This window comes from Blastococcus sp. TBT05-19 (genome assembly GCF_003319095.1).
GTDB lineage: Bacteria > Actinomycetota > Actinomycetes > Mycobacteriales > Geodermatophilaceae > Blastococcus.
The window spans coordinates 481,442-508,119 of sequence record NZ_QOHI01000001.1; the positions used below are offsets into that span (position 1 = coordinate 481,442).

Annotated in this window: 24 protein-coding genes and 1 tRNA gene; 10 read left to right on the plus strand and 15 right to left on the minus strand. The window is 74.6% G+C overall.

Annotation, left to right across the window (positions count from 1 at the left end; all coding sequences use genetic code 11):
• Positions 1-19 precede the first annotated feature (19 nt).
• The 3 genes from cpaB to DQ244_RS02395 all read right to left on the minus strand — a co-directional run bounded on the left by cpaB (position 20) and on the right by DQ244_RS02395 (position 1,710).
• A complete protein-coding gene (gene cpaB, locus DQ244_RS02385) occupies positions 20-643 on the minus strand; it encodes a Flp pilus assembly protein CpaB (RefSeq protein ID WP_113809860.1) in 624 nt (207 codons plus the stop codon).
• 81 nt (positions 644-724) lie between these two features.
• Positions 725-1,057 (minus strand): FmdB family zinc ribbon protein, encoded by a 333-nt coding sequence (locus DQ244_RS02390; RefSeq protein ID WP_233491120.1) that lies wholly within the window; start codon positions 1,055-1,057, stop codon positions 725-727.
• 143 nt (positions 1,058-1,200) lie between these two features.
• Positions 1,201-1,710, minus strand: coding sequence for a MarR family winged helix-turn-helix transcriptional regulator (locus tag DQ244_RS02395; protein WP_199580112.1), 510 nt, complete (start codon positions 1,708-1,710; stop codon positions 1,201-1,203).
• A gap of 96 nt (positions 1,711-1,806) precedes the next feature.
• Between DQ244_RS02395 and DQ244_RS02400 the strand changes: the two genes are divergently transcribed.
• Complete coding sequence (locus tag DQ244_RS02400; protein ID WP_113809863.1) at positions 1,807-2,724, plus strand: dioxygenase; 918 nt, start codon at positions 1,807-1,809, stop codon at positions 2,722-2,724.
• Between the two features lie 33 nt (positions 2,725-2,757).
• Here the strand turns inward: DQ244_RS02400 and DQ244_RS02405 are convergent, their stop codons facing one another.
• The 3 genes from DQ244_RS02405 to DQ244_RS02415 form a co-directional block, all read right to left on the minus strand.
• Entirely contained in the window at positions 2,758-5,136 is a 2,379-nt protein-coding gene (locus DQ244_RS02405; RefSeq protein ID WP_113809864.1) for an excinuclease ABC subunit UvrA, read from the minus strand.
• Positions 5,137-5,205: 69 nt separating this feature from the next.
• Positions 5,206-6,330 (minus strand): glycosyltransferase family 87 protein, encoded by a 1,125-nt coding sequence (locus DQ244_RS02410; RefSeq protein ID WP_158544449.1) that lies wholly within the window; start codon positions 6,328-6,330, stop codon positions 5,206-5,208.
• 224 nt (positions 6,331-6,554) lie between these two features.
• Positions 6,555-7,571, minus strand: coding sequence for a hypothetical protein (locus tag DQ244_RS02415; protein ID WP_113809866.1), 1,017 nt, complete (start codon positions 7,569-7,571; stop codon positions 6,555-6,557).
• A 164-nt stretch (positions 7,572-7,735) separates the two neighbouring features.
• On the opposite strand from DQ244_RS02415, the gene DQ244_RS02420 reads away from it, so the two are divergent.
• Entirely contained in the window at positions 7,736-8,182 is a 447-nt protein-coding gene (locus DQ244_RS02420) for a GtrA family protein (RefSeq protein ID WP_147251452.1), read from the plus strand.
• Between the two features lie 22 nt (positions 8,183-8,204).
• Here DQ244_RS02420 and DQ244_RS02425 read toward each other — a convergent pair whose 3' ends face one another.
• Complete coding sequence (locus tag DQ244_RS02425; protein WP_113809868.1) at positions 8,205-9,317, minus strand: phosphatase PAP2 family protein; 1,113 nt, start codon at positions 9,315-9,317, stop codon at positions 8,205-8,207.
• 166 nt (positions 9,318-9,483) lie between these two features.
• Between DQ244_RS02425 and DQ244_RS19275 the strand changes: the two genes are divergently transcribed.
• On the plus strand, positions 9,484-10,908 hold the full coding sequence (locus DQ244_RS19275) for a hypothetical protein (protein WP_158544450.1): 1,425 nt from the start codon (positions 9,484-9,486) through the stop codon (positions 10,906-10,908).
• Between the two features lie 10 nt (positions 10,909-10,918).
• Here the strand turns inward: DQ244_RS19275 and DQ244_RS02435 are convergent, their stop codons facing one another.
• Positions 10,919-12,445, minus strand: coding sequence for a hypothetical protein (locus DQ244_RS02435; protein WP_113809869.1), 1,527 nt, complete (start codon positions 12,443-12,445; stop codon positions 10,919-10,921).
• Between the two features lie 46 nt (positions 12,446-12,491).
• On the opposite strand from DQ244_RS02435, the gene DQ244_RS02440 reads away from it, so the two are divergent.
• Positions 12,492-12,863 carry a DUF2784 domain-containing protein gene (locus DQ244_RS02440; RefSeq protein ID WP_113809870.1) on the plus strand — a complete coding sequence of 124 codons (372 nt, stop codon included), beginning with the start codon at positions 12,492-12,494 and terminating at the stop codon, positions 12,861-12,863.
• 20 nt (positions 12,864-12,883) lie between these two features.
• Here the strand turns inward: DQ244_RS02440 and DQ244_RS02445 are convergent, their stop codons facing one another.
• From DQ244_RS02445 to DQ244_RS02455, 3 genes are read right to left on the minus strand one after another with little or no spacing between them, the layout of a single operon-like run.
• On the minus strand, positions 12,884-14,422 hold the full coding sequence (locus tag DQ244_RS02445) for a carboxyl transferase domain-containing protein (protein ID WP_113809871.1): 1,539 nt from the start codon (positions 14,420-14,422) through the stop codon (positions 12,884-12,886).
• Positions 14,419-15,618 carry a CaiB/BaiF CoA-transferase family protein gene (locus DQ244_RS02450; protein ID WP_113809872.1) on the minus strand — a complete coding sequence of 400 codons (1,200 nt, stop codon included), beginning with the start codon at positions 15,616-15,618 and terminating at the stop codon, positions 14,419-14,421. The genes DQ244_RS02445 and DQ244_RS02450 overlap by 4 nt, the downstream gene beginning before the upstream one ends.
• A gap of 14 nt (positions 15,619-15,632) precedes the next feature.
• Complete coding sequence (locus DQ244_RS02455) at positions 15,633-16,970, minus strand: SLC13 family permease (protein ID WP_113809873.1); 1,338 nt, start codon at positions 16,968-16,970, stop codon at positions 15,633-15,635.
• 113 nt (positions 16,971-17,083) lie between these two features.
• On the opposite strand from DQ244_RS02455, the gene galU reads away from it, so the two are divergent.
• The 5 genes from galU (at position 17,084) to DQ244_RS02480 (ending at position 21,167) form a co-directional block, all read left to right on the plus strand.
• On the plus strand, positions 17,084-18,004 hold the full coding sequence (gene galU, locus DQ244_RS02460; RefSeq protein ID WP_113809874.1) for a UTP--glucose-1-phosphate uridylyltransferase GalU: 921 nt from the start codon (positions 17,084-17,086) through the stop codon (positions 18,002-18,004).
• 64 nt (positions 18,005-18,068) lie between these two features.
• Entirely contained in the window at positions 18,069-19,496 is a 1,428-nt protein-coding gene (gene glp / locus DQ244_RS02465; RefSeq protein WP_199580113.1) for a gephyrin-like molybdotransferase Glp, read from the plus strand.
• A 10-nt stretch (positions 19,497-19,506) separates the two neighbouring features.
• A complete protein-coding gene (locus DQ244_RS02470; protein WP_199580114.1) occupies positions 19,507-20,139 on the plus strand; it encodes a GNAT family N-acetyltransferase in 633 nt (210 codons plus the stop codon).
• Positions 20,140-20,331: 192 nt separating this feature from the next.
• Positions 20,332-21,027, plus strand: coding sequence for a hypothetical protein (locus DQ244_RS02475; RefSeq protein ID WP_233491121.1), 696 nt, complete (start codon positions 20,332-20,334; stop codon positions 21,025-21,027).
• 66 nt (positions 21,028-21,093) lie between these two features.
• A tRNA-Ala gene (locus DQ244_RS02480) sits at positions 21,094-21,167 on the plus strand.
• 58 nt (positions 21,168-21,225) lie between these two features.
• On the opposite strand, the gene DQ244_RS02485 is transcribed toward DQ244_RS02480, so the two are convergent.
• A complete protein-coding gene (locus DQ244_RS02485; protein WP_113809876.1) occupies positions 21,226-22,008 on the minus strand; it encodes an enoyl-CoA hydratase/isomerase family protein in 783 nt (260 codons plus the stop codon).
• A gap of 55 nt (positions 22,009-22,063) precedes the next feature.
• Positions 22,064-23,575 (minus strand): dolichyl-phosphate-mannose--protein mannosyltransferase, encoded by a 1,512-nt coding sequence (locus DQ244_RS02490; protein ID WP_113809877.1) that lies wholly within the window; start codon positions 23,573-23,575, stop codon positions 22,064-22,066.
• Positions 23,576-23,628: 53 nt separating this feature from the next.
• Here DQ244_RS02490 and rsmI point away from each other — a divergent pair, with 53 nt between their 5' ends.
• Entirely contained in the window at positions 23,629-24,468 is an 840-nt protein-coding gene (gene rsmI, locus DQ244_RS02495) for a 16S rRNA (cytidine(1402)-2'-O)-methyltransferase (protein ID WP_113809878.1), read from the plus strand.
• 54 nt (positions 24,469-24,522) lie between these two features.
• Here the strand turns inward: rsmI and DQ244_RS02500 are convergent, their stop codons facing one another.
• Together DQ244_RS02500 and corA are read right to left on the minus strand one after the other, a co-directional pair.
• Positions 24,523-25,410, minus strand: a complete 888-nt coding sequence (locus tag DQ244_RS02500; RefSeq protein ID WP_113809879.1) for an endonuclease domain-containing protein — start codon at positions 25,408-25,410, stop codon at positions 24,523-24,525.
• Positions 25,411-25,542: 132 nt separating this feature from the next.
• Positions 25,543-26,664 carry a magnesium/cobalt transporter CorA gene (corA, locus tag DQ244_RS02505; RefSeq protein ID WP_113809880.1) on the minus strand — a complete coding sequence of 374 codons (1,122 nt, stop codon included), beginning with the start codon at positions 26,662-26,664 and terminating at the stop codon, positions 25,543-25,545.
• Positions 26,665-26,678: the final 14 nt, after the last annotated feature.

Genomic DNA, 26,678 nt, shown 5'->3' on the forward strand with positions numbered 1-26,678 from the left:
CGCCGGACCGCGCGACCGGTCAGGGTGGCGGCAGGCTGATGGTGAGGGTGGCTCCCGCCGAGGCGGTCGCCAGCCGGGTGGCGGTGCCCTCGTCGACGGCGAGCAGCAGCAGGCCGGCGCCGGCCTCGTCGTCCCCGGCGTGACCCGGCGCCGCCAGGACCAGGGCGCCGGACGCCACCCGTTCCGTCGCGCCGGTGCCGGTCCCCGTGGCCAGGACGTCGACCCGGTCGCCGGGGCGGACCAGCGCGGTGACGGCGAGGTCGGCGAGCCTGACCGGTGCGGCGACCTGGCCGGTGGGGAGCAGCGTGGTGAGGCCGGCGCCGACCAGTCGCGCGTCGGTCAGCGGCTCGCCTCGGCGGACGGCGGCGGCGAGGACCTGGTGGTGCAGCAGCTCGGTGCGGTCGACGACCCCGGCCGGGACGGCGCCCTCCGGCAGGGGGACGACGGCCAGGTGCTCGGCCGACAGGCGGGTCCCGGCGGGCAGGTCCGACGTGGCCACGACGACCGGGCGGTCGGTGGACGCGGGGTCGGCCGGCGCGGGATCCGGGCGCAGCGCGAGAGCGAGCGCCAGTGCCGCCAGCAGGCCCGCGGCGAGCCGGCGGGCGAGCAGCGCGGGGAACCGGGGTCGGCGCAGGCGGAGCATGCGCCGACCCTCCCCGTCGCGGGGGCTACCCGAGCGGGCGCGGCCGGATCTGTGGAGAGGGCCGGTGGCTGTGGAACGAGGTCAGCCGGCGGCCTTGGCCGCGCTGCCGGTGGACGAGCCCGACGACGAGGACGTCGAGCTGCTGGCCGACGAGCTGTCCTTCGCGGCCGGGGCGGAGGAGCTCTCCTTCGTCGTGGACGAGGAGCTCGGGGTGTCCGAGGAGCTGCTGCTCTTGCGGCTGTCGGTGCGGTAGAAGCCCGACCCCTTGAAGACCACGCCCACCGAGCCGTAGACCTTGCGGACGGCGGCGCCGCACTCGGGGCACTCGCTCACCGGCTCGTCGGTGAAGGACTGCACGACCTCGAACTGGTGCTTGGTGTCGGGGTTGGTGCAGGCGTACTGGTACGTGGGCACTGCGGTGGCTCCCTGGTCGAGCGGAGGAACGCGGGGCTGGCACTCAGCCCCGTCGACTGCCAATGATGCGTCATGGGCGGGGGGTCCGTCACGCACCGGGTCGGGGGAGCGCCCGCACCGGGTGACGCGCCCGTGCCGGGGCATCAGTCCCGTGCGGGCGGCTCCCCGTCGTAGCGCGTGTAGATCTCGGCCATCGCCCCCGTGGGATCGAGCCGGGCGAGGACGGCGTCGCCGATGGCCGCCAGCTGGTCGACCTGCTCGTCGGTGAGCGCGTCGACGACGTGCTCCCGGACGGTGACCGCATGCCCGGGAGCGGCCTCCTGGACCTTCGACCACCCGGCGTCGGTGAGCCGGGCATTGGTCGCCCGCCGGTCCTCCGGGCAGGGGAAGCGCTCGACCAGGTCCCGGCTCTCCAGCCGGCTGACCACGTGCGAGAGCCGCGGGAGGGTGGCGTTCGTGTGCCGGGCCAGCTCGGTCATCCGCAGGGTGCGGTCGGGGGACTCGGACAGGACCGCCAGGACGTAGTACTCGAAGTGCGTGACGTCGGCGTCGCGGCGCAGCTGCGCGTCGAGCACGCCGGGGAGGAGCTCGAGCACGCCGACCAGCCGGACCCATGCGCGCAGCTGCTTCCGGTCGAGCCAGGGTGCGTCCACGGCCCCATCCTCGTCCACGATGGTTGTCCTTACAACTTTCATGGTGCAGACTGGAAGTTGTACCGACAACCATCTGTCACCCGGAGGAGCAGCGTCATGGCGCACGCAGGGATCCAGCCGACCTCGACCGCGCTCGCCGACGCCCGCATCCCGGCCGACCACCCCTTCGCCGCCCACCTCCGGCGGGTGGCGACCCTCGAGGCCGAGCAGCCTCACCAGGCCTGGTCGCCGGGTGACGGCGCCCTGCCGAGCCTCTACCTCTCGCACGGCGGTGGGCCGATGCCCTTCCAGAGCACCGCGTGGCTCGACCCGCTGCACGCCTGGGCGCGGTCGCTGCCGAAGCCGAAGGCCATCCTGGTCGTGTCGGCGCACTGGGAGTCCGCCCCGCTGTCGGTCAGCGCCGACCGGCCCAGCGAGCTGGTCTACGACTTCGGTGGCTTCGACCCGCTGTACCACTCGTTCCGCTACGACACCCCCGACGCCGGCGAGCTCGCGCGTCAGGTGACCGGGCTCATGCCGGCCACCGAGCAGGTGCACCAGCACACCCGCCGCGGGCTGGACCACGGCGCCTGGGTGCCGCTGAAGATCATGTACCCGGCCGCCGACGTGCCGGTGCTCCAGCTGAGCCTGCCCACCGAGGACACCGACGCGCTCCTGGCGCTCGGTGAGCGGCTGCGTCCGCTGCGCGAGGAGGGCGTGCTGGTCGTGGGTTCCGGGCACATGACCCACGGCCTGCCGTTCCTGACCCGCGAGATGTTCACCCGGAACGTGGTGCCCGGCTGGTCGGCGGACTTCGACGCCTGGGCGGCCGACGCCCTCGCCCGTGGCGACGTCGACGAGCTCGCCCGCTTCCGCACCGCCGCCCCCGGCATGCCCTACGCCCACCCCACCGTGGAGCACTTCACCCCGCTTTTCGTGACGCTCGGCGCGGCGACCGATCCCACCGCGCCGGTCGTCACGACCCTCGACGGCTACGGGGTGGGGCTCTCTCGGCGCTCGTTCCAGGCGGCCTGACCGCTGCGCACACGCCCGGCCGGCTGAGCCGGGTCAGCCGCCGACGTACTCCGCGAGGTGCTCGCCGGTCAGGGTGGAGCGGGCGGCGACCAGCTCGGCCGGAGTGCCCTGGAAGACGATCCGGCCGCCGTCGTGGCCGGCCCCGGGACCCACGTCGATGATGCGGTCGGCGTGCGCCATGACCGCCTGGTGGTGCTCGATGACGATCACGGACTTGCCGGAGTCGACCAGCCGGTCGAGCAGGCCCAGCAGGTTCTCCACGTCGGCCAGGTGCAGGCCGGTGGTGGGCTCGTCGAGGACGTAGACCCCGCCCTTGTCCGCCATCCGGGTGGCCAGCTTGATCCGCTGGCGCTCACCGCCCGACAGCGTGGTCAGCGGCTGGCCCAGGGTGAGGTAGCCGAGCCCGACGTCGGCCAGCCGGTCGAGGATCGCGTGCGCGGCCGGGGTGCGTGCCTCGCCGGCGCCGAAGAAGGCCTCGGCCTCGGTCACCGACATCGCGAGCACCTCGGCGATGTTCTTCCCGCCGAGCGTGTACTCCAGGACCGAGGCCTGGAAGCGCCTGCCCTCGCACTCCTCGCAGGGCGACTCGACCGTGGCCATCACGCCCAGCTCGGTGTAGATGACGCCGGCGCCGTTGCAGCTCGGGCACGCGCCCTCGGAGTTGGCGCTGAACAGGGCGGGCTTCACTCCGTTGGCCTTGGCGAACGCCTTGCGGATGGGCTCGAGCAGGCCGGTGTAGGTGGCCGGGTTCGAGCGCCGGGAGCCCTTGATCGCGCCCTGGTCCACGACCACGACGTCCTCCCGCGCGGCGAGGTTGCCGTGGATCAGCGAGCTCTTCCCGGAGCCGGCGACGCCGGTCACGACGGTGAGCACGCCGGTCGGCACGTCGACGTCGACGTCCCTGAGGTTGTTCTGGTTCGCCCCGCGGATCTCCAGGGCGCCGGTGGGCGTGCGCAGGTCCTGCTTCAGCGCCACCCGGTCGCCGAGGTGCCGGCCGGTGAGCGTGTCGCTGCGCCACAGCTCCTCCACGGTGCCCTCGAACACCACCTGGCCGCCGTCGGTGCCGGCGCGCGGCCCGAGGTCGACGACGTGGTCGGCGATGACGATCGTCTCGGGCTTGTGCTCGACCACCAGCACGGTGTTGCCCTTGTCGCGCAACCGGAGCAGGAGGTCGTTCATCCGCTCGATGTCGTGCGGGTGCAGCCCGATGGTGGGCTCGTCGAACACGTAGGTGACGTCGGTCAGCGACGAGCCCAGGTGGCGGATCATCTTCGTGCGCTGCGCCTCGCCGCCGGACAGGGTGCCGGCCGGGCGGTCGAGGGACAGGTAGCCGAGCCCGATCCCGACGAACGAGTCCAGGGTGTGCTGCAGACCGGCGAGCAGCGGTGCGACCGAGGGCTCGTCGAGGTCGCGGAGCCAGGCGGAGAGGTCGCTGATCTGCATCTGGCACAGCTCGGCGATGTTCTTCCCGCGGATCCGCGAGGACCGCGCCTCGGCGGAGAGCCGGGTGCCCTCGCAGTCGGGGCAGGCGGTGAAGGTGACGGCCCGCTCCACGAAGCGGCGGACGTGCGGCTGCATCGCCTCGACGTCCTTGGAGAGCATCGACTTCTGGATCCTGGGGATCAGCCCCTCGTAGGTGAGGTTGATGCCCTCGACCTTGATCTTGGTGGGCTCGGCGTGCAGCAGCGTGTCCAGCTGCTTCTTCGTGTACTGCCCGATGGGGGTGTCCATGGGCAGGCCCGCGCCGGCGAAGAGCCGGCCGTACCAGCCGTCCATGCTGTAGCCCGGCACGGTCAGGGCGCCGTCGGACAGGGACTTCGTGTCGTCGTACAGGGCGGTCAGGTCGATGTCGGTCACCGAGCCCATGCCCTCGCACCGCGGGCACATGCCGCCCTGGTAGACGGCCTCCTTCACCACGTTCTTCTCGACGCGGCCGCCCTTCTCGGTGCTCATGACCCCGCTGGCCTTGCGGGTCGGCACGTTGAAGGCGAAGGCGGTCGGCGGGCCGATGTGCGGGTCGCCGAGCCGGCTGAACAGGATGCGCAGCATCGCGTTCACGTCGGTGGCGGTGCCGACGGTGGACCGCGGGTTGGCGCCCATCCGCTCCTGGTCGACGATGATCGCCGTCGTCAGGCCCTCGAGGACGTCGACCTCGGGCCGCGCGAGCGAGGGCATGAAGCCCTGCAGGAACGCGCTGTAGGTCTCGTTGATCATCCGCTGGGACTCGGCGGCGATCGTGCCGAAGACCAGCGAGCTCTTGCCCGAGCCGGAGACGCCGGTGAACACGGTGAGCCGGCGCTTCGGGATGTCGACGCTGACGTCCTTGAGGTTGTTCTGGCGCGCGCCGACCACCCGGATCAGGTCGTGGCTGTCGGCGGCGTGCGTCGCGTCCTGCTCGGTCGGGGTGCTCATCGCCGGGGGCCTCCGTCGGTGCGTGCCGGTCGCGTTCGCGACCCGCACGGTGTCTACCGCACGGGGGTGTCAGGAGGGAGTGGCGCGGCGCCGTCGGAGGCGGGACCAGCGGAGCGGCGCGGCCGCCGTCGAGCGGTGCGCGGTTCCGGCGCAGGCGCCGAGCAGGAGCAGCCAGCCCGCCAGCGGCAGGAGGCGCAGGAGCGTGTCGGGCAGTCCGGTGAGGCCGTCCACGTGCCAGGCGTCGGTGGTGGCGAACAGGTAGACCCCCGCCCACGCCGGCCAGCTGCGCACCAGGCTGTCGGCCCGGACCGCGGTCACCAGGAGCGGCAGCAGGTAGATGCCGTAGTTGGCCCACGAGAACGACGACGCCAGCATCGTGCCCAGCATCAGCAGCGGCACGACCTCCAGCGGGGCCTGCGGGCCTGACCGCCGCCGCCACGCCACCCAGCACGCGAGGCCGAACGCCGCGATCCGCAGGACCAGGTCCAGCGCCGGCGGCAGCCCGAGCTGGACGGCGGCGCCGTGGAGGGACCGGTTGAAGGGAGCCAGCTCGGGACGGTTGCCCCCTGCCAGCAGCGGAAGGACGTCGCTGACGAACACCCCGCGGTCCGGCACGGTCAGCAGCCCGACGACGGTCAGCACCACCCCGCTGGTGACGGCGGCGACCAGCGCCCGTCCCCGCCCCAGGACGACGAGCGCGACCAGGGCCGGGGCCAGCGTCGGCTTGACCGCGCAGACGGCGCCGAGCAGGACCCGGGCCGCGATGTCCCGGCGAGCCACGAGCAGCGCGATGACTCCGGCCTCGGCGAGCAGGAGGAAGGTGTCGACGTTGCCCTGGTCCAGCAGGCCGACCAGCGGCCGGCTGTGGGCGAGGACCAGCAGCACGCCGGGCAGGACGGGGGACGTCGGGGGGATGCCGACCAGGCGGAGCACCAGCACCGTCGCGGCGACCACGGCGGCCAGCCCGGCCAGGACGACGACGACCACCGCGCTCCGGAACGGCAGCAGACCCAGCGGCGCGACGAGCCAGCCGGCCAGCGGGGGGTAGATGAACTCCAGCCCGGCGTCGTACAGCGGCCCGCCGTCGACCAGGCTGGCACCGCTGCGCCAGAGGATCGCCAGGTCCGAGGCGCTCCCCGTGGAGGAGCGCACCGCGAGGTGCAGCAGCGACCCCGCCGCCAGCGGCCAGAGCACGGCACGGACGAGCCGCGCCCACGCGAGGCGTGCCGGTCCCGGTGCTCCGTCGAGGGCTCCGCGCGGCGCGCGGTCCCCGGTCCCGGCGTCCGCCGCCGGCGACGTGCCCGCTTCCGCGGTCGATACCGACCCCTGCATCGCCACCTCCTCCGGCCCGACGGGCCTCGTCCGGTGCGACGCCAGGCCCGGGAGTGCCCAGAAGCTCCCGCGTGAACCGCCCGTCGTCAGCGGTGGTCCGGAGCGACGGGGAAGACCCACCGCTGCCCGGGCCACTCGGAGACGCACCAGAGCTCCTCGCCGGGCCGGGACCAGGCCAGGTCCTCCGGCCCCGCCGGCAGCACCCCGCGCCTGCGGTGCCACGCGCCCGGGGCGCCGGCGTAGAGGTCGCCCGCGGCCCCCTCGCCGTTGCTCGCCGTGAGGAACCACGAGGAGCCGTGCACGGCCACCCCCTGCATGCGGCGGGGCTGGTCCTCGTGGACCTCGAGCGGAGCGCACCGGCCGTGCCCGTCGACGGCCGGGAGGCCCGTGCGGGGGTCCAGGGGGTAGCGCGCGAGCCGGGGCGGGCGGTCGTCCTTGCGCCGGTACTCCCCGACGACCAGGGTCGGCCGGCCGTCCACCTCCCCGGTGGACAGGAAGGAGTGGCGCAGCCGACGGCGTCCCGCGCGCAGCGGGACCCGGAATGCCGTGAGCTGGGGGAGCACGAGGTCGTCGGACCCGGCGGAGGAGGTGTCGCGCCGCACCGCCATCACGTCCGCGAGGCGGAACACGCGCACGCCGACGAGGGTGTCGGCGACCAGGAGGAGGTCGCCCTGGACGGCGATGCCCCCTGCGTGCACGCGCACGGCACCGTAGGCGAGGCGCCACGGACGCCGGCGCGGCACGACCAGCCGGACGTGCCGGTAGCGGGGCCCCTCCGGGTGCGTGCGGTCGACGACCGAGATCCGGGTGCCCGGGCTGCGCAGCCGCCGGCCGCGCCGGGCGTACCAGCTCACGAGCAGCACGCGGCCGGACCGGGTGCTCGCCACCCCCTGCGGCCACCACGTGGGGTCGTGCCGGTCCCGCTCGTCCCAGGTGAGGCCTTCCCCGGCGGCCTCGCCCGGGACCGGGCACCGAACCGCTGCGCGGTCGAGGTCGCCGAGGACGCCGTCGAGCCCCACCCTCCGCAGCCGCGCGCCCAACCGGTCGACGAGGTGCGTCCGGGACCGGGCGGCCGTCAGGGCGAACGGCGGTGCTGGGGGCATGCGGTGCATCCTCGACCCCGGCCGGGCGCCGCGGACGTCCCAGGGGGCGATCTCCGGGCGGCTGACCTCGACCGATCTCGGTACCATCGGCCGATGCCCTGGGATCCCGCGCTCACCGCACCGCGGCCCACCAGGACCCGGCAGCCGGTGTGAGCCCGCGGACGGTGGCACTGGGAGACCGCGGGCGGGCCCTGGGCCGGGAGGCGTCGGGGTTCATGGCGGCCGGCACGTTCGGCGTCGCCGTCGACGTCGGTCTGTACAACGCCCTGGTCCACCTGGGCGAGCACGGCCTGCTGGACGACCAGCCGCTGCTCGCCAAGACGATCTCCCTCGTCGCCGGCACCAGCGTCGCCTACGTCGGCAACCGGTTCTGGACCTACCGGGACCGGCCCCGGGGCAGCGTCGCGCGGGAGTACTCGCTGTACATGGCGCTCAGCACCGTCGCGCTCGTGATCTCCCTCGCCTGCCTCGCGTTCTCCCGCTACGTCCTCGACCTGCGGAGCCCGTTCGCCGACAACGTGTCGGCGAACGTCATCGGCCTCGCGCTGGGCAGCCTCTTCCGCTTCCTTACCTACCGGCGGTACGTGTTCCCGGAGCAGCCCGCGACCTGATCGGCGGCGGGCGGGCGGCACGTCAGGACGGGGACGGAGCTGCCTCCGGACGGCGGCCGGAGCGCCGTCGCCGCTCGCGCGCCACGGGCACCGCGCTGCCGTCGGGCACCGGCACGGGTGTCCGACGGCGGCGGAACTGCCCCGTGCCCCAGGCGGCGAGCAGGACCGCGACGACCGCGATCGCCAGCCCGGCGACGTCGTCGAGCAGGTAGTGCCAGCCGAAGTAGATGGTCGCGAGGGCGGTCAACGCGAAGAAGGCCCAGAGCGCCGCGCGGATCGCGACCGAGGCGACCACGAACTGCGCGATGAGCGCGGCGGTGAGGATGATCGACGTGTGCAGCGACGCGAAGGCGGCGATGCTGTTGAGCCGATCGGTGCCGTCCGGGTCGCCGAGCACGATCCAGCGGGACGTGAGCAGGCTGTCCTGCAGCCGGGAGACGCCGGTCTCGGGGAGGTCCCAGAACAGGGCCGGCTGGGCGTAGATCGGGCCCATCGACGGCAGGACGTAGTAGCTGGCGGTCCCGAGGGCCCAGTTCAGGCACAGCGCCGTGACGTACCAGGAGGCGTGCCCGGCCCGGCCCTGCAGGACGAGGGCGAGGCCCAGGGAGGCCGGGACGAAGACCAGGAACGCCAGGTAGACCCAGGACAGGACGTGCGCGGCGGCGCCGGTGCCGAGCAGGGCGTGCAGCACCTCGGCGGGCGCGACACCTCCGGTGATCCACCGGTCCGTCCCCGCGAGCTCCGCGTCGACCAGGTCGGGCCGCAGCTGCGGCAGGTAGTTCTTGAGGTTCCGGTACGCGACGTAGGTGACGTAGAAGGCCGCGAGCCCGATCAGGACGGGACGGAGCCGGCGCCAGGGCCAGCGTTCCCGGGCGACGTCGCGGATCTGCGCCGGGATCCCCCGGGGCGAACCGGCGCGGCGCACGGCGCGCGGCAGGATGTCGGCGGCGAGCAGCATCGCCGCGATCAGGGGCAGCCGCACGTAGGTCGGTCCGAGGAACCCGTCCGGGTCGCGCAGCGGCTGGCCCAGGACCAGGGCGCAGACGACCGCCACGACACCCGACACGACGGCCACGGCGACGGCCATGCCGTAGGCAGGGCGCTCGCGAGGGCCACCGGCGGCGACTTCGTCCATGCGCGGCTATCTTCTCTGAATCGTCGGCCAGTACACGTCGTCGTCCGAATCACCATCGGGGCCGCCCGGGACGGAGCGCTGTGTGGGGACGGTCAGCCTACCGGCCGAGGGGATCTCGCCGTCCCACCCGGCACCCCGCGCGTGGCCCGGTCCGGGGTGGGCCGTCGTGGGGCTCGCCGCGGTCGTCCACCTGGCGCTGTGCTGGATCTTCCGGGGCTTCCTGACCGACGACGCGTGGATCTCGGTCCGCTACGCCGAGAACCTCGCCGCGGGCGAGGGCTTCGTGTGGAACCCGGGCGGTCCGCGCGCCGAGGGGTTCAGCAACCCGTTGCTCGTCGCCGTGGAGGCACTGGCGTCGTGGGCCGGCTGGACGGCCACCGGAGCGGCCCGCGTCCTGGGCGTGGCGGGCGGCCTGGGCTGCGTGGTGCTCGTCTACGTCGCCGGCCGCCCCGTGGTGGGGGAGACCGCTGCCCGGATCGCCTCGGTGGTGACCGCCTGCAGCGCGCCCTTCGCCCTGTGGGCGGTCGGCGGGCTGGAGACGCTGCTGGTGGCGCTCGCCGTCACCGCGGGCACGCTCGAGGTCGCCCGCCGGGACGGCGGCAGGGTCCTCCGCGCCGCCCTGGCCTTCGCCGTGCTGCCGTGGCTGCGCCCGGAGGGCCTCGCCGTCGCGGCCGCCGTGGTGGCCCTGGGGGAGGTCCCCGGTCTCCTCCGGGCCGCCACCCGTCGGCGCGCGTGGCGACGGGCCCTGCTGCTCGGGGGCATCCCGCTCGCCTCGCAGCTCGCGCTCGAGGTCGTCCGGCTCCAGGTGTACGGGCACTGGCTGCCCAACTCGGTGCTCTACAAGTCCGGCGCCGGCGACGGGCTCGTCGTGCTCACCAAGTTCCTCGACCAGGCCCTGGTGCCCACGGTGCTGGCGGCGGTCGGCGCGCTGCTGCTCACCGGCAGGGGCCGGCTCCTGGCGGTCCCGCCCCTCGTGTACGGGCTGGGGTCGATCGGCACCCTCGACAGCGCGAACGCCTACAGCCGGTTCTTCATGCCGGTCTGGCCGCTGATCGCGGTGCTGGCGGCGGTCGTCGTCGGCTACGGCGTCACGGCGCTCCGCCGGCGGGGCGGCACCGTGGCCGCCGCCGTGCCGGTCGTCGTCGCCGCGCTGGTGGTGCTGGCGCTCCCGCCCGGTGACGTCCGGAGCGTGCACGCCATGCAGGAGCGCTACACCGACTGCAAGGGCGGTGCTCGGGAGTCGGCCGTCGACTGGCTGCGGACGACGCCCCCGGGCACGTCGTTCGCCGTCTCCGACGCCGGGCTCGTGCCGGCCCGCGCCGGACGGACCGTCGTCGACAACTTCTTCCTGAACGAGCCGCTCATCCAGGAGACCGGCCGGATCCCGTTCCGCGAGCGGGCGGACCTCGTGCACGAGCGCGACCCGGACGTCCTCGTGCTCGTGAGCCGGGAGGCCGGGCGCTTCGTCGGCCTCTACCCGACCGACCAGGCGATCCACGACCACCCGGACGCGCGGGAGTACCGGCTCGCCCACGTGGCATCCGGCCGGGGCGCCTCCTGCGGCTACCACCTCATGCTGTTCCGGCGCTGACCCCGGCCCGTCAGCAGGACGGCGGCGGCGCCAGCTCGCGGGTCAGGTCCACCCGCAGCCACACCCGGTGGCCGCAGACCTCGGCGACGGCCCGGTAGCGCTCGCGCAGCAGGTCCCGCAGCTGCCCGCCCTCGTCGATGCCCCACGCGTCCAGCCCGTTGACCTGGACGACCCACGACGGCGCCGCGGGCCCGCCGAGGGTGGCCCGCAGCCGGTCCTGGTCGGGGTCGACCGTGCGCATCGCCGCGCTCCACAGGTGGGGGTAGGGCGACGGCATGTCCGCGGTCTCCAGGACCGACGGCAGGCCGTAGACCACGAAGCCCGTGTCGTCCGCCGACTTCGAGGCGGCCAGCCACTCGCCGGTGCGCTGGGCGGCCCAGGCCGACGGGACGGTGGCGTGGACGACGCCGGAGACCAGGGTGCCGACGACGGCGGCCCCCGCGACGAGGCGGCAGCAGCGACGCATCCACGCACCCGCGCGGTCCGGCTGCGGAGCCAGCGCACCGACGGCGAGGACGGCGGCCGGGACGAGCTGCAGCAGGTAGGGGGGCCAGTAGGCGCCCCCCGACGCGATCCCTCCGAGCCCGGCCACGAGGAGGAGGGTGATCAGCACCGCCTCGGCCGATCCCCGCCGCGGACCGCGGCGCCCGGTGAGCAGCCACGTGGCCACGACCGGCAGCAAGCCGGTCACGGAGCCCAGGACCAGCAGCAACCCCACCCTCTCCAGGTTGTCGTCGGGACTGGTCGACCAGAGGACGTCGAACGCGATCCCGCGGGAGCCGACGAGCTCGTACCAGGCATCGGCCGGCCGGATCCGGGCAGCCGCCAGCCACAGCCCGACGAGCGCGGCGGGGAGCAGCGCACCGAGGAGGCCGCCGGCTCCGACCTGGCGGGCGCGGGGACGGTCCGCGGCCCGTCCCCACCACCCGGCCAGCACCAGGCCGGCGAGGAGGAGCAGACCCTCCAGCAGGCTCTGCTTCACCAGGGGGGCGGCCGCGGCGGACGCACCGGCGGCGACGGCCCAGCCGAACCGGGACGTCGCCGAGCGGGCGTGCCACGCGGACAGGGCGAGGGCGAACGACGTCATCACCAGCGCGGCGCCGAACAGCTCGCCGTCCGCCTGCTCCGCCGCCAGCGCCGGGGAGCACGCGAACCCCGCGGCGACCACGGCGGCCCACCGGCCACCGGCCGGGCCGCCCAGCAGGGTGCCCGCACGCCAGCCGGCGAGGACGAACCCGAGGACGAAGGGGATGGCGAGCACGCGGATGGCCTGGTCCCACTCGGTGAGCGCCGCGATCCGGAAGAGGAGCACGAGGAGCGGGGGCCGGTCGACGAAGTAGTCGCCGTAGAGGAACTCCCCGCCGGTGTGCCACTGGCGCGCGGTGAGGAGGTAGCCGCCCTCGTCGTTCCGCAGCGGCCTCAGCGCGTAGGTCGCGCGGGCGAGCACCACGAGCCCGCACAGGAGGACGAGGAACCGCCGGGCCGACCTCACCGGCGGCGCGACGGGCTCGAGGGTCCGGACCGCGGGTGAGGCCACGCCACATCTAACCGCGGACGACGCCCCTCGGCCCTATGCTGCCGACGTGGCGAGCGCGCTGGCGTCGGTGGCCGCGACGGCGGTCGTCGTCGTGCACCTGGCCTTCCTGGCCTACATCGTGCTGGGCGGGTTCCTGGGGCTCCGCCGGCTGGCCTGGCTCTGGCCGAGCATCGCCGCGACCGTCTACTCGGCCTACGTGACGCTGGCGAGCTACACGTGCCCGCTCACCACGCTGGAGAAGTGGCTGATCGAGGCCGCCGGCGGGGTGCCCTACGAGGGCAGCTTCATCTCCCACTACCTGCACGACGTCCTCTACCCGGCGCGCTTCGAGCGGGCGGCCTGGGTGGTCGCGATGGCCATCGCCCTCACCTCCTACGTCGTCGTGCTCACCCGCCGGCGGCGGCCCGCCGTCGTCTGACGACCGCCCTCCGGCCGCGCTCAGCGGCCGAGGTGGCGGTACCGGTGCAGCCGCGTGCGGAAGCGCTCGGTGTCGTCGCGGCCCAGCAGCCCGGCGAGCTCCTCGCCGAGCACCCGGCCCAGCCGCAGGCAGAACTCGGTCGGCTCGTCGGCGGCGTCGGGACGCTCGGGCACCACGCGGTCCACGATGCCGGCGCGCCACAGGTCGGTCGCCCGCACGCCCTGGCCCGCGGCCATCTCGTCGGCCCGGTCGACGGTGCGGTGCACGATCGCCGAGGCGCCCTCCGGCGGCAGCGGGCCCAGCCACCCGTTGGCCGCGGCCAGCACCCGGTCGGCCGGCACGAGGGCCAGGGCGCCACCGCCGGTGCCCTGCCCGAGCAGCACCGCCAGCGTCGGGGCCCGGAGCACCACCAGGTCGTGCAGGCAGCGGGCGATCTCGCCGGCGAGCCCGCCCTCCTCGGCCTCGCGGGAGAGCGCGGCGCCGGGGGTGTCGATCAGCGTGACCAGCGGGAGGCGCAGCTGCTCGGCGAGGTGCATCCCGCGCCGGGCCTCGCGCAGCGCCGCCGGGCCCAGCGGCGCCGACATCGACTGCCCGCGCCGGTCCTGGCCCAGCACCACGCACGGCGCCCCGCCGAAGCGGGCCAGCGCCAGCAGCAGGCCCGGGTCCTTCTCACCGGCGCCGGTGCCCGACAGCCCGACGACGTCGGTCGCCGCGGTGCGCAGCAGCCGCCGCACGCCGGGCCGGTCCTCCCGCCGCGACGCGGTCACCACGTCCCAGGCGCTGCGCCCGTCGTCGGGGTCGGTGCCGTCGGCGCCGTCCTCCGCGGTCGGGCGCTCGGCGCCGGCGACGTCGTGGTGCCAGGTCTGCCGCGCGGCCAGCACCCGCAGCGCCCGGTCGGCGACCTCGGCGATCTCCTCGTGCGGGACGACGGCGTCGATCAGGCCCCGCTCGGCCATGTGCTCGGCGGTCTGCACGCCGGCCGGGAACGGCTCGCCGTACAGCGCCTCGAACACCCGCGGGCCGAGGAAGCCGATCGAGGCACCGGGCTCGGCGATGGTCACGTGGCCGAGGGAGCCCCACGACGCGAGCACGCCGCCGAACGTGGGGTTGCGCAGGTAGACCAGGTAGGGGAGCCCGGCCTCCTTGTGCCGGGCGATCGCCGCGGTGATGCCGATCATCTGCAGGAAGGCGACGGTGCCCTCCTGCATGCGGGTGCCGCCCGACACCGGCGCCGCGAGCAGCGGCAGCCCCTCGTCGGTGGCCCGCTCGACCGCGGAGATCAGCCGCTCGGCGGCGGCCACCCCGATGGAGCCGGCGAGGAAGCCGAACTCGCCGGCGACGACGGCGACGCGACGGCCGCGCAGCAGCCCCTCGCCGGTGATGATCGATTCGTCCTGCCGCGTCTTCTCAGCCGCGGCCGCCAGCTCGCGGGCGTAGCTCTCGCCCACCTCGCGCGGCGGGACGGGGGAGTCCCACGACTGCCAGGAGCCCGCGTCCAGCACCAGGTCGCGCAGCCCGCGGGCGTCGAGCCGGGCCGGCCGGTCGGTCGGTGCGCTCACGGGGCGGTGTCCTCCTCGGTCTGGGCGAGCCAGGCGCGGATCGCGTCGCCGTCGGCGCCCAGCACCGGGGGAGCGGCGTGGTCGCGACGGGTGGTCTCGGTCTCGCCGTCCGGACCGGGTGCGAAGAACCGCAGCGGCGGGCCGGGGAGCTGGAGCCGGCCGAGGGTGGCGTGCTCGACGTCGACCAGCAGGCCCTGCGACAGCGTCTGGTCCCAGCCGTAGACCTCGTCGACGGTGCGCACCTTCCCGGCGGGGATCCCGGCGGCGGCGAGCCGGGCGAGCAGGTCCTCCGGGTCGATGGTGGCGAACGCGCCCTCGAGGAGCTCGATGACCTGCTGCCGGTGGTCCACCCGCTCACCGTTGGTGGCCATGCCGGGTGCCTCGGGATCGAAGCCGAACTCCGCGCAGAGCTTGCGCCACAACCCCTCGGACCCGCAGGACAGCTGCACGCTGCCGCCGGAGCAGCGGAACAGGCCGTACGGCGCGATCGAGGGGTGGTGGTTGCCCTGGGCGTGCCCGACCTTCCCGGCCACCGTCCACGCCGTCCCCTGGAACGCGTGCACGCCGACGATGGCGGCCAGCAGCGAGGTGCGCACCACCTGGCCGCGGCCGGTGCGCTCGCGCTCCATCAGCGCGGCGAGCACGCCGTAGGCGCCGTACATGCCGGCCAGCAGGTCCCCGATCGGGACGCCGACCCGCTGCGGGTCCTCGGGGCCCGAGCCGGTGAGCGACATCAGCCCGCCCTCGCCCTGGGCGATCTGGTCGTAGCCGGCGCGGCCGCCCTCGGGGCCGTCGTGGCCGAAGCCGCTGATCGCCAGCGTCACCAGCCGCGGGTTGAGCTCGGCGAGGACGTCGGTGCCGAACCCGAGCCGGGCCAGCGTGCCCGGCCGGAAGTTCTCCATGAGCACGTCGGTGCGGCGCAGCAGCTCGGTGAGCACGCGCTTGTCGGCCTCGTCCTTGAGGTCGAGGGTGATCGACTCCTTGTTCTTGTTCGTCGACAGGAAGTACGTCGACTCGCGATCCGCCCCCTCGGGTTGGACGAACGGCGGGCCCCAGCCGCGGGTGTCGTCACCGCTGCCGGGGTTCTCCACCTTGATCACCCGCGCGCCGAGGTCGCCGAGCATCATCGCGGCGTGCGGTCCGGCGAGCGCGCGCGTCAGGTCCACGACGAGGACGCCGTCGAGAGGTCCGGTCATGGGGTGATCCTCACCTACAGCCAGCCGGGGACGACGAACACCAGCCACGCGAGCAGCGGTCCGATGGTCACGACGATCCCGGCATAGGCCAGGATCTGCTTGTAGAAGCGGTCGCGGTCCACGTCCTGCGCGTTGGCCAGCACCAGGGCGCCGTTCGTGGAGAACGGGCTCACGTCGACGATCGTCGAGGCCACCGACAGGGCCACGACCACACCCACGGCGCCGATCTCCCCGGCGAGCAGGAACGGCACCGCGAGCGAGATGGCGACGCCGATGATCGCCGTCGACGACGCGAACGCCGACACCACGCCGCCGATGTAGGCCAGCAGCAGGGCGATCAGCAGGGGCGCGCCGAGGGCGATGACGGCGTCGCCGACGTAGTCGATCGTGCCCGCCTCCTGCAGCACGAACACGAACGTGAGCACGCCGGCGATCAGCAGGATCGTGCTCCAGCTGATCTGGGTCACCGCCCCCTTGTGCTGCTGCGCCGAGAACAGCGCCAGCACGACCGCCACGGTGATCGAGACGAAGCCGATGTCCAGGTCGAAGGCCAGGGCGAGGACGGCGACGACCGCCAGCCCCACCAGCGTGAGGATCTGCTCGAAGCGCACCGGCTGCGCGACGTCGGGGTGCACGTGCTCGTCGTCGTCCCCGCCGACCGCCGGGCCGGGGGCCGCGCCGTGGCCGCGGACCAGGGTGCCGTGCGCGTGCTCGGTGTGCGGCACGCCCTCGGCGGCGACCTTCCGGCCCATCAACCGGCGACCGCCCAGGACGAAGAACAGGACCAGGGCGATCGCGATGTTGAACCCGAGGCTGCCGAGGAACACCGTCAGCGGGCTGCCCGGCAGCCCCTCCTCGTCGACGATGTCGTTCACCGTCACGCCGTAGACGCTGAGCGGGGAGAACCCGCCGCCCTGCGCGCCGTGGATGACCATCATGCCCATCAGCAGCGGGCTGATCCCGTGCCGGGCGGCGAACGTCAGCGCGATCGGCGCGATGATCGCGACCGCCGCGGGGGAGAGCGCCCCGATGGCGGTGAGCAGCGCGGTCACGAAGAACATGACCCACGGGATCGCCGCCACGTGGCCGCCGACCAGCCGGACGGCGCCGCGCACCAGCAGGTCGACGGTCCCGTTGTTCTGCGCGATGGCGAACAGGTACGTGACGCCGATCAGCGTGAGCACGAGCCCGGCCGGGAACCCGCCCAGGATGTCGTCGGTGGTCAGCCCGACCGACAGGGTGCCGACCACGAAGGCGGCGACGAACGCCAGGGCCCCCATGTTGATCGGGAGGAACGTGGCGATCGCGAAGATCACGACCAGCGCCAGGATGGTGACGATCTCGGGGGACACGATCCCTCCCACTTCATCGGGGGGTGAGGATCCGCCCACTGTGGCAGTGACCGGCGGGTAGCGCCTGCCAGCGCTCGCGCTGCTCACCGGCGCGCGCTGGCTAGGCTGCCCGCATGTCGAACCCGAAGACCCGTCCGGCGCGGAAGGCGGTCATCCCCGTCGCGGGCATGGGTACCCGCTTCCTGCCGGCCACCAAGGCCGTGCCCAAGGAGCTGCTCCCGGTCGTCGACCGACCCGCGCTCCAGTACATCGTCGAGGAGGCCGCGCGCGCCGGCCTGGGCGAGGTGCTCATGGTCACCGGCCGCGGCAAGGCCGCCATCGAGGACTTCTTCGACCGCACCCCCGAGCTCGAGGCCGCCCTGGAGAAGAAGGGCGACGCCGGCCGGCTGGCCGCCGTGCGCGAGTCCACCGACGTCGCGCAGGTGCACTTCGTCCGGCAGGGCGAGGCCCGCGGGCTGGGCCACGCGGTGCTGCAGGCCGCGGCCTTCGTCGGCGACGAGCCCTTCGCCGTCCTGCTCGGCGACGACCTCATCGACGCCCGCGACCACCTGCTGGAGCAGATGCTCGCCGTCCAGGCCGAGCACGGCGGTTCGGTCATCGCGCTGCTCGACGTCGGCATGGAGAACATCGACAAGTACGGCGCCGTCGCGATCGACCCGGGCTCGGAGGGCAGCGACGTCGTCGCCGTCACCGGGCTGGTCGAGAAGCCCCCGGTCGAGGAGGCGCCCAGCAGCCTGGCCATCATCGGCCGCTACGTGCTGGCCCCGGAGGTCTTCGACGTCCTCCGCGAGACCGCGCCCGGCCGCGGCGGCGAGATCCAGCTGACCGACGCGCTGGCCACCCTCGTGGAGCGCGGCGAGCCCGTGCACGGCGTCGTCTTCGACGGCCGCCGCTACGACACCGGCGACAAGCTCGACTACCTCAAGGCCGTCATCCGGCTGGCCGCCGAGCGCGACGATCTCGGCCCGGCGCTGCGCGGCTGGCTGCGCGACTTCGTCACCGAGCTGCCCGCCGAGGGCGCGTCGTCGTCCTGAGCGGCGTCCGGCGGGGCACGATCGCACGGCGGCGCGAGCGCGCCGCAGGACGACGGTGGTGAGGATGTCGGGGCAGAGCGACAGCGGCAACAGCGGCGGCGGGGGGTCCCGGACCCACCGGGACACCGCCCAGGTCGACATGCCCATGGCGCCACCGCAGCGCACCGGGCCCGTGGGGGCGCGCGGCTCGACGCCCGTGCCCCCGAAGCCCGCGCTCACCGGGCCGGTCCCGCTGCCGGCCGACGGGCGCTCCGACGCCTCGCCGATGGTGCGCACCGTGGAGCGGCACCTCGACGAGATCCTCGGCGCGGTGCCGCAGCCGGACCCGATCGAACTCGCCGTCCTCGACGCGCAGGGGCTGCTCTGCGCCGAGGACGTCGTCAGCTCCCGCGCGCTGCCGGCGTTCGACCAGGCGGCGCTGGAGGGCTACGCGGCTCGTGCCGAGGACGTCGCGACCGCCTCGGTGCGCCGGCCGGTCGAGCTGGCGGTCGTGGGGGAGAGCGTGGCCGGGGTCGACGTGCCCGCGGCGATCGGCCCGGGCCTGGCGCTCAAGGTGTCCGCCGGGGCGATGCTGCCGGCCGGCGCCGACGTCGTCGTCCCCGCCGTCTGGACCGATCGGGGCGCTGCCCGCGTGGCGGTGCAGGCCGGTCCGCCGGCCGGGAGCTACGTGCGCCGGACCGGTGACGACGTCGCTCCCGGTGACCCCGCGGTCCAGGTGGGCACGCCGATCGGCCCGGCCCAGATCAGCCTGCTCGCCGCCGTCGGCCGGGAGCGCGTGCTCGTGCGGCCGCGGCCCCGGGTGGTCGTGCTCAGCGCCGGCACCGAGCTGGTCGACGTCAGCGCCACCCCGGCGCCGGGCCAGGTCGTCGACGTGAACAGCTACGCGCTGGCCGCCGCCGCCCGTGACGCCGGGGCCGACGCCTACCGCTCCGGCATCCTGCCCGCGGACCCCCGGCGCCTCGCGGAGGTGCTGGAGAGCCAGCTGCTGCGCAGCGACCTGGTGCTCATCTCGGGCACCGTCGCCAGCGGCGGGTTCGACGTGGTGCAGGAGGCGCTGGCCCAGCTCGGCGAGATGCGCTTCCGGCAGGTCGCCATGCACCCCGGCCCCGCGCAGGGGTTCGGCCAGCTCGGGCGGGACGACATCCCGGTCATCTGCGTGCCGGGAGAGCCGGTCGCGGCGCTGGTCTCCTTCGAGGTGTTCGTCCGCCCCGCGATCCGGCTGATGCTCGGCAAGCGCCAGCTGTTCCGCCGCACGGTGCAGGCGATCTCGGGCCAGCAGCTGCTCTCGCCGCTGGGCTACCGCCAGTACCTGCACGGCACCGTCATGCGGCACCCCGACGGCGGGTACGTCGTCGAGCCCGTGGGCGAGGCCACCGACGCCCTGCTGGCGCGGATGGCACGGGCGAACTGCCTCATCGTGATCGACGAGGACGTCACCGAGGTGGCCGCGGGCGGGCTGGTCACCGTCATGCCGCTGCTGCTCGGCGGCTGACCCCGGGCCCGTGACCGATCCTCTGCTGCACCCCGGCTGGCCCGCCCGGCTGACCTCGGGGCCGGTGGAGCTGCACCCGCTGCGCCGGCGCGACGCCGCGGAGTGGAGCCGGTTGCGGGTGGCCAACGAGAGCTGGCTGAGCCCGTGGGAGCCGACGGCCCCCGTGCCGTGGGTGCCGCGGCACGCCCCGGCCGCCTACCGGGCGATGCGGCGGACCGTCGCGCGCCGGGCCCGCCTCGGTACGTCGCTGCCGTTCGCCGTCCGGGTGGACGGGCGGCTGGCCGGGCAGGTGACGGTGGACAACATCGTGCGGGGCGCGCTGCGCACCGGGTACCTCGGCTACTGGATCGACCGCTCGGTGGCGGGGCGGGGGATCGCGTCGCTGGCCGTGGCGCTCGTCTGCGACCACGCGTTCGGGCCGGTCGGGCTGCACCGGCTGCAGGCCGACATCCGGCCGGAGAACCTGCCCAGCCAGCGGCTGGTCGAGCGGCTGGGCTTCCAGCGCGAGGGGCTGCTGCGCCGCTACCTCGACATCGATGGCGACTGGCGCGACCACCTGGCGTACGCGCTGCTGGCCGAGGACCTGCCCCGCGGCGTGCTGACCCGCTGGCGGGAGATGTCGCCGGGTCGACCCGGCGGCTGATCGACCCGGCGGCATAGCACGCAGGGGAGGGGGGCGCTGCGGTGCTCGGAGGCGACACGCCGTCCGTCGTCACACCGGTCCCACAACTCTCCACGACACGCCCGCGCGCCTCCCGGATCGCACCGTCGTCGCTGCTTAGCCTCGCCTGGCGAGTGACTGATGTGACAGGTGGTGTTCCGAATGGGATCGGGCGTGCTCTTGGCCGCGCTGGTCGTGCTGTGGTTCGTCGTGCTGGTGCCCATGGTGGTGACCCGCGGCGACGCGGAGGGCGGCCGGACGACGGCTGCCGACGCCGGCCGCACGCTGCAGCGGCGGCGGTCGGCGGAGACCGTGCGGCACGCCGAGACGGAGCGGGTCGAGATCGACCGCGACGTCCTGCGCACCACCGGTGAGCTGAAGGTGGACGTGCACGCGCTGCGCCGCCGGGCGCTCGGCGGCCTGGTGCTGGCGACGCTGGCCTCGCTGGCCGGTGCGCTGCTGCTGACCCCGTGGCTGTGGGTGGCCACGCTCGTGGCCGGCCTGGCCACCGTCGGCTACGTGCTGGTGCTGCGGAAGGTGGCCCGCCGCGAGCGGATGGCCGCCCGCCGTGCCGCCCGCGTCGCGGCCCGTGCGGCGATGCAGGCCCGTCCCGCCGCCCGTCCGGCGCCGGCGCCCGTCCAGCGGACCGCCCCGCCGGCCGAGCTGCACGAGACGGTCGCGCAGCAGGGTCTCCCGCACCCGAGCGTGCCCCTGGCGCCGGTGCACGCCCTGCGCCCGGGCCGGGTCGTGGCGGCGCGCACCCCGGCGCCGGCCGGCTGGCAGAACAGCGCGGTGGTCGGGCTGGACGACGACGACATCGGTTTCGCGGACATCGACGAGTACCGCCCCGCCCGCGTCGTCAACGGCTGATGGCCTTCCCGGCGCCGCCCCGGTGGTGGCGCCGGGGAGCGGGACCGATAGACTCTCTTCTCGCAAGGGGCTGTGGCGCAGTCCGGTAGCGCACCTCGTTCGCATCGAGGGGGTCAGGGGTTCAACTCCCCTCAGCTCCACCCAGCACGACGAAGGCCGGACCCGATCGGGTCCGGCCTTCGTCGTTCCCGCGCCCGGTCAGCGGGCGTTGCGGAAGTCCGGCTGCCGCTTCTCCACGAACGCCCGCACGCCCTCCCGGCCCTCCGGGTCGGCCGCCGACTCCGCGATCAGCCGGGCCTCCTCGTCCAGCTGCTCCTCGAACGAGCGGGTGGCCGCGCGCCGCAGCAGCGCCCGGGTGCGCACCATGGCGCGGACCGGCCCGGCCGCGAGGGCGTGCGCCGTCGCGACGGCGACGTCCCGCAGCTCCTCGTCCTCCACCAGGCGGGCGACCAGGCCGGTGAGGTGCGCCTCGGCCGCGGTGAGGGCCTTGTTCGTGAGCACCAGGTCCAGCGCGCGGGGCGCGCCCAGAGCGCGGGCCAGCGCCCAGGACGTGCCGCCGTCGGGGGAGAAGCCCAGCGCCCCGTAGGCCGGGCGGATCTTCGTGGTGCGGCCGCAGACGACGAGATCGCATGCGCCCATCAGCCCGATCGCCGCGCCCGCCACCGCTCCCTGGACCCCGGCGACCACCGGCACCGGGCAGGAGAGCACTCGGCGGACCGCCTCGTGCCAGTCGTGCGCGAGCCGGCCGACGTGCGCGCCGGGGTCCTCGGCGCCGGCGAACGAGTGCACGTCGCCGCCCACGCAGAACCGCGGGCCGTTCGCCAGGATCAGGACCGCCCGGGTCTGCTCCGGACGGGCGGCCAGCGCGCCGGCGAACTCCGCCGCCAGCTGCGGGGTGAGCGCGTTGCCCGTGTCGGGGCGGTCCAGCGTGATCCGCCAGACGTCGCCGTCGGTCTCCGTGAGCACGTGCGGCGCGGTCATCGTCGTCCTCCCGGCAGCAGAACCGTTCGCCGTCACCGTAGGCGGCGGGTGGCGGCTAGAACCAGGACGGGAACCACATGCGGCGCGACCACTCCGCGTTGGACAGCGGCTCCCCGGTGAGCACCGGCCAGAAGAAGACGAACGTCGCGGCCACCACCGCCACGTACAGGCATGCCGCACCCAGGCCGATGCGCCGGCGCAGCCACGACGCGTCCGCCCGCCCGACGACGTCCTGCAGGACGAGCGCGACCGCCACGATGAAGAACGGCAGCGCCGGGGCCATGTAGAAGATGAACATCGTCCGGTCGGTGTTCAGGAACCAGGTGAGCCACCCGGCCCCGATGCCGACGCCCGCCACCAGCGCCGCGGGGTCCCGGCGGGCCACGGTGCGCCAGACCAGCCAGAGCAGCGCCGGGGCGAACGCCAGCCAGAGCGTCGGCGTCCCGACCATGAGGATGTAGCGGATCACCTGCTCGCCGTTCGAGTCGGTGATGCCCTGCGGGTTCCACAGCAGGATGGGTCGGCCGTTGACCAGCCACGACCACGGCCCGGACTCCCACGGGTGCGGGCTGGACAGCCCGTTGTGGAAGCGGAGCCACTCGGCGTGCTGGTGCCACAGCGAGCGCAGCGCGTCGGGGACCCACGGGAAGGCGGTGTCGGGGTTCTGCTGGGCCCAGGCCTTGCCCTGCGACGTCTCGCCCAGGAACCAGCCGGTGAAGCTGGCCAGGTAGGTCAGCACCGGGACGACGGCCAGCGCCCACAGCGCGCCGGGCAGACCGCGGCGGGCCGCCGTCCGGGTGGGGCGGGGGACGCCGGCCTCCCGCCAGGCCGCGCGGTCCCAGAACAGGCTCAGGACCGCGAAGAACGCCAGGAACCAGATCCCGCTCCACTTCACCGCGCAGGCCGCGCCGAGCAGCAGGCCCCCTGCGATCCGCCAGCCGCGCGGGCCGAGCCGGAACCCGTGCGCGCCGACCTGGCTGGACGCGCGGATGCGGGCGCGGACCAGGTCGCGGTCGACCACCAGGCAGGAGACCGCGGCGAGCACGAGCACCTGCAGGAAGATGTCGAGCAGGCCGATCCGCGAGAGCGTGAACTGGAAGCCGTCGGCCAGCATCAGGACCCCGGCGAACAGCCCGACCAGGGTCGAGCCCGTGAGCCGGCGGGTGAGCCGGAACAGCAGGACGACGGCGATCGTCCCCGCGACGGCCGAGGGGAACCGCCAGCCGAACGAGTCCCTGCCGAACACGAGCTCGCCGAGCGCGATGAACCACTTGCCCAGCGGCGGGTGGACGATGAAGGAGTAGCCGCGGTTGTACTCGTGGCCCCAGGTCAGCAGCTGCTCGGCCTGCGGCGGGTAGTACGCCTCGTCGAACAGCAGGCCCTTCGGGTAGCTGATGCCCCACAGGCGGACGACCAGGGCGAGCACGCCGAGGACGGCGGAGATGATCCACGACGTGCGGCGGTCCGCGGGCAGCGGCGGCACGACCTCGAGGCGCCGTCCCGGTGCGCGCAGCCGGCGGCGGGGTGCGGGTGCTGGTTCGACCCGTTCGGGAGCCAGCACCGCCATGCCGTCAGGGTATGTGGACCGGTCGCACGGCCCGTCGTGACAGGCTCGGCGTCGTGAGCGGACGGCTGGTGCTGGGCGGAGCGCCCCTGGGGCAGCCCGGGGACGTCGGCCCCCGGCTGCGCGCGGTGATGGCGACGGCCGACGTGCTGGCCGTGGAGGACACCCGGCGGCTGCACCGGCTCGCCGCCGACCTCGAGGTCACGTTCACCGGCCGGGTGGTCACGTTCCACGAGTCGGTGGAGCAGGCGCGGTTGCCCGGGCTGCTCGACGCGCTGGCCTCGGGCGCGACCGTCCTGCTGCTCACCGACGCGGGCATGCCGTCGGTGTCCGACCCCGGCTACACGCTGGTGCGGGCGGCGATCGAGGCCGGGTTCGACGTCACCTCGGTGCCCGGGCCCTCCGCCGTCACCACGGCGCTGGCGGTGTCGGGGCTGCCGGTCGACCGGTTCTGCTTCGAGGGCTTCCTGCCCCGGCGGTCGGGGGAGCGGCGGTCGACCTTCACGGCGCTGGCCGACGAGCGCCGCACGATGGTGTTCTTCGAGTCGCCGCACCGGCTGGCCGACGCGCTGACCGACGCCGCCGCGGTGCTCGGGGACGACCGGCCGGCCGCCGTGTGCCGCGAGCTGACCAAGACCTACGAGGAGATCCGGCGCGGTGGCCTGGCGGAGCTCGCCGCGTGGGCGGCCGAGGGCGTGAAGGGCGAGATCACCCTGGTGGTGGCGGGGGCCCCGGAGCGGGTGGTGTCGCTGACCGGTGCCGAGCTCGCTGCCGCCGTCGCCGCCGAGGAGGCCGCCGGCGCGACCCGCAAGGACGCCATCCGCGCCGTCGTCACCCGGACCGGGCTGCCCAAGCGCACCGTGTTCGACGCCGTCGTCGCCGCGAAGGGCTCGTAGCCCCCGTCGCGGCACTGTGCGCTGATCGGGGTGGCGGAGCGGCCATCACCCCGATCACCGCACACCGGCGGCGCTGAGGAACGCGGCCAGCCGGACGATCAGCCGCTCCGGGTCGTGGAGGTCCGCGGCCGTCACGAAGAAGACCCGCCAACCCGCTGCGTGCAGCCGGTTGAGCCGTCGGCGGTCGTGGGCGAACTGGCCGGGCTCCGCGTGCCACAGGCCGTCGTACTCCAGAGCGACGCGGTGTCCTGGCCAGGCGAAGTCGACCCGCGCGACGAACCCGCGCTCGTCGCGCACCGTGAACTGGGCGACCGGCGGCGGCAGGGAGCTGCGCGCGACGAGCAACCGGAGGCGGGTCTCCTGGGGCGACCCGGCCAGTCCGTCGGCGAGCGCGCACACGCGGCGGGCACGCGCGGAGCCCGGTCCCCGAGCCGCCTCGGCGAGCCTGCGGACCTCTTCCAGGGCGGCGAGCCGGGCCGCCACCAGCCGATCGACCGCGACGACGCCGTCGTCCAGGTCGAGGGCGGCGGCCAGCCGCACCGCCGTGGCGGCCGGCGACGTGACAGGGACCTCGTGCCGGCGTCCCACCTGCTCCACCGGTAGTGCGGACCGTCGGACGCGGATGCCGCGGACCCGACGGGGGAACCGGTCCGGCGGGACGGTCAGCTCCACCTCGTCGTCGGTGGTTGCCATGTCGACGCCCCACAGCACGGCGGCGCTGCGTCCGGTGACCACCGAGCCCGGGACCACCATCGCAGCGGCGACGCGCGCCAGGAGCAGGTGGGAGACCGGCCGGTCGACGTGGACGTAGACGTCCGAGAACAGCCGGCGCCATGCTGGACCTCGCAGCTGGTCAGGGGTGAGCAGACCGCGCGCGACGGCGACGCTGCCGCGGAACACGCCCAGCCGCAACGACGACGGCACGACGGCGACGGGCGGCACGTGGGCACGGTGCCCGATCGGACCGCCGGCTTGCTGACGTCGTCCACAGCCCGTGTCCGCCGGTGTGCGCGGATCGGGGTGATGGAGTCGCTGTCACCCCGATCAGCGCACAGCCGCGCCGCCGCAAAGCCCTCAGAGCCAGCCGTTGCGCTTGAAGCCGCGGTAGAGGAAGAAGCAGGAGCCGATGATGACCAGCCACACCATGAGGTAGCCGAAGCGCCACTCCAGCTCCGGCATGTGCTCGAAGTTCATGCCGTAGATCCCGGCGATCGCGGTCGGGACGGCGATGATGCCGGCGTAGGCCGAGATCTTCCGCATGTCCTCGTTGTCGGCCATCGAGGTCCGCGCCAGCGATGCCTGCAGGATCGAGGTCAGCAGCTCGTCGAGCCCGTTGACCTGGTCGCGCACCCGGATCGCGTGGTCCATCACGTCGCGGAAGTACGAGCGGATGGCGTCCGGGACGACGTCGATCGGCCGCTCGGCCAGCTTCTGCAGCGGCACCTCCAGCGGGGAGACCGCGCGCCGCAGCGCCATGAGCTCGCGCTTGAGCTGGTACAGCCGCCCGATGTCGTCAGTGCGGTCGGGGCTGAACACCGACGCCTCCAGCTCGTCGACGTCCTCCTCGACCGCGCCGGCCACCTCCACGAAGGTGTCGACGACGAGGTCGGCGACGGCGTAGAGCACCGAGGAGCTGCCCAGGCAGAGCAGGTCCCGCTGGTCCTCGAGCCGCTGCCGCAGGTCGGCCAGGTGGTTGTGCTCCCCGTGCCGCACGGTGATCACGTACCGCTCGCCGAGGAACACCATCACCTCGCCGGTGTCGACCACCTCGCTGGTGGCCGTCAGCTCCTCGTGCTCCACGTAGGTCGCCGTCTTGAGCACCATGAACAGCGCGTCGTCGTAGCGCTCGAGCTTGGGCCGCTGGTGGGCGTACACGGCGTCCTCGACGGCGAGCGGGTGCAGGTCGTACCGCTCGCCGATCGCGCCCAGCTCCTCCTCGGTCGGCGCGAACAGCCCCAGCCACACGAAGCCGCCGCGTTCCTCGGCCATCGCCAGCGCGTCCTCCGGCGCCACCGCCTCCTGCCGGCGGCCGTCGACGTAGACCGCGCAGTCGACGACGACGTCGACGTCGGGACGCCTGGTGGGGGTGCGGCCCTGACGGCCGGCCGGGCGCGGGCGCAGCGTGGGAGGCCCGCTCAGGGGCGCTTCCGACGGCAGGTCGAGCGGCGCGGCGCGGGGTGTCTCACCGGTGGTCATGGCGGCCCCTCCTG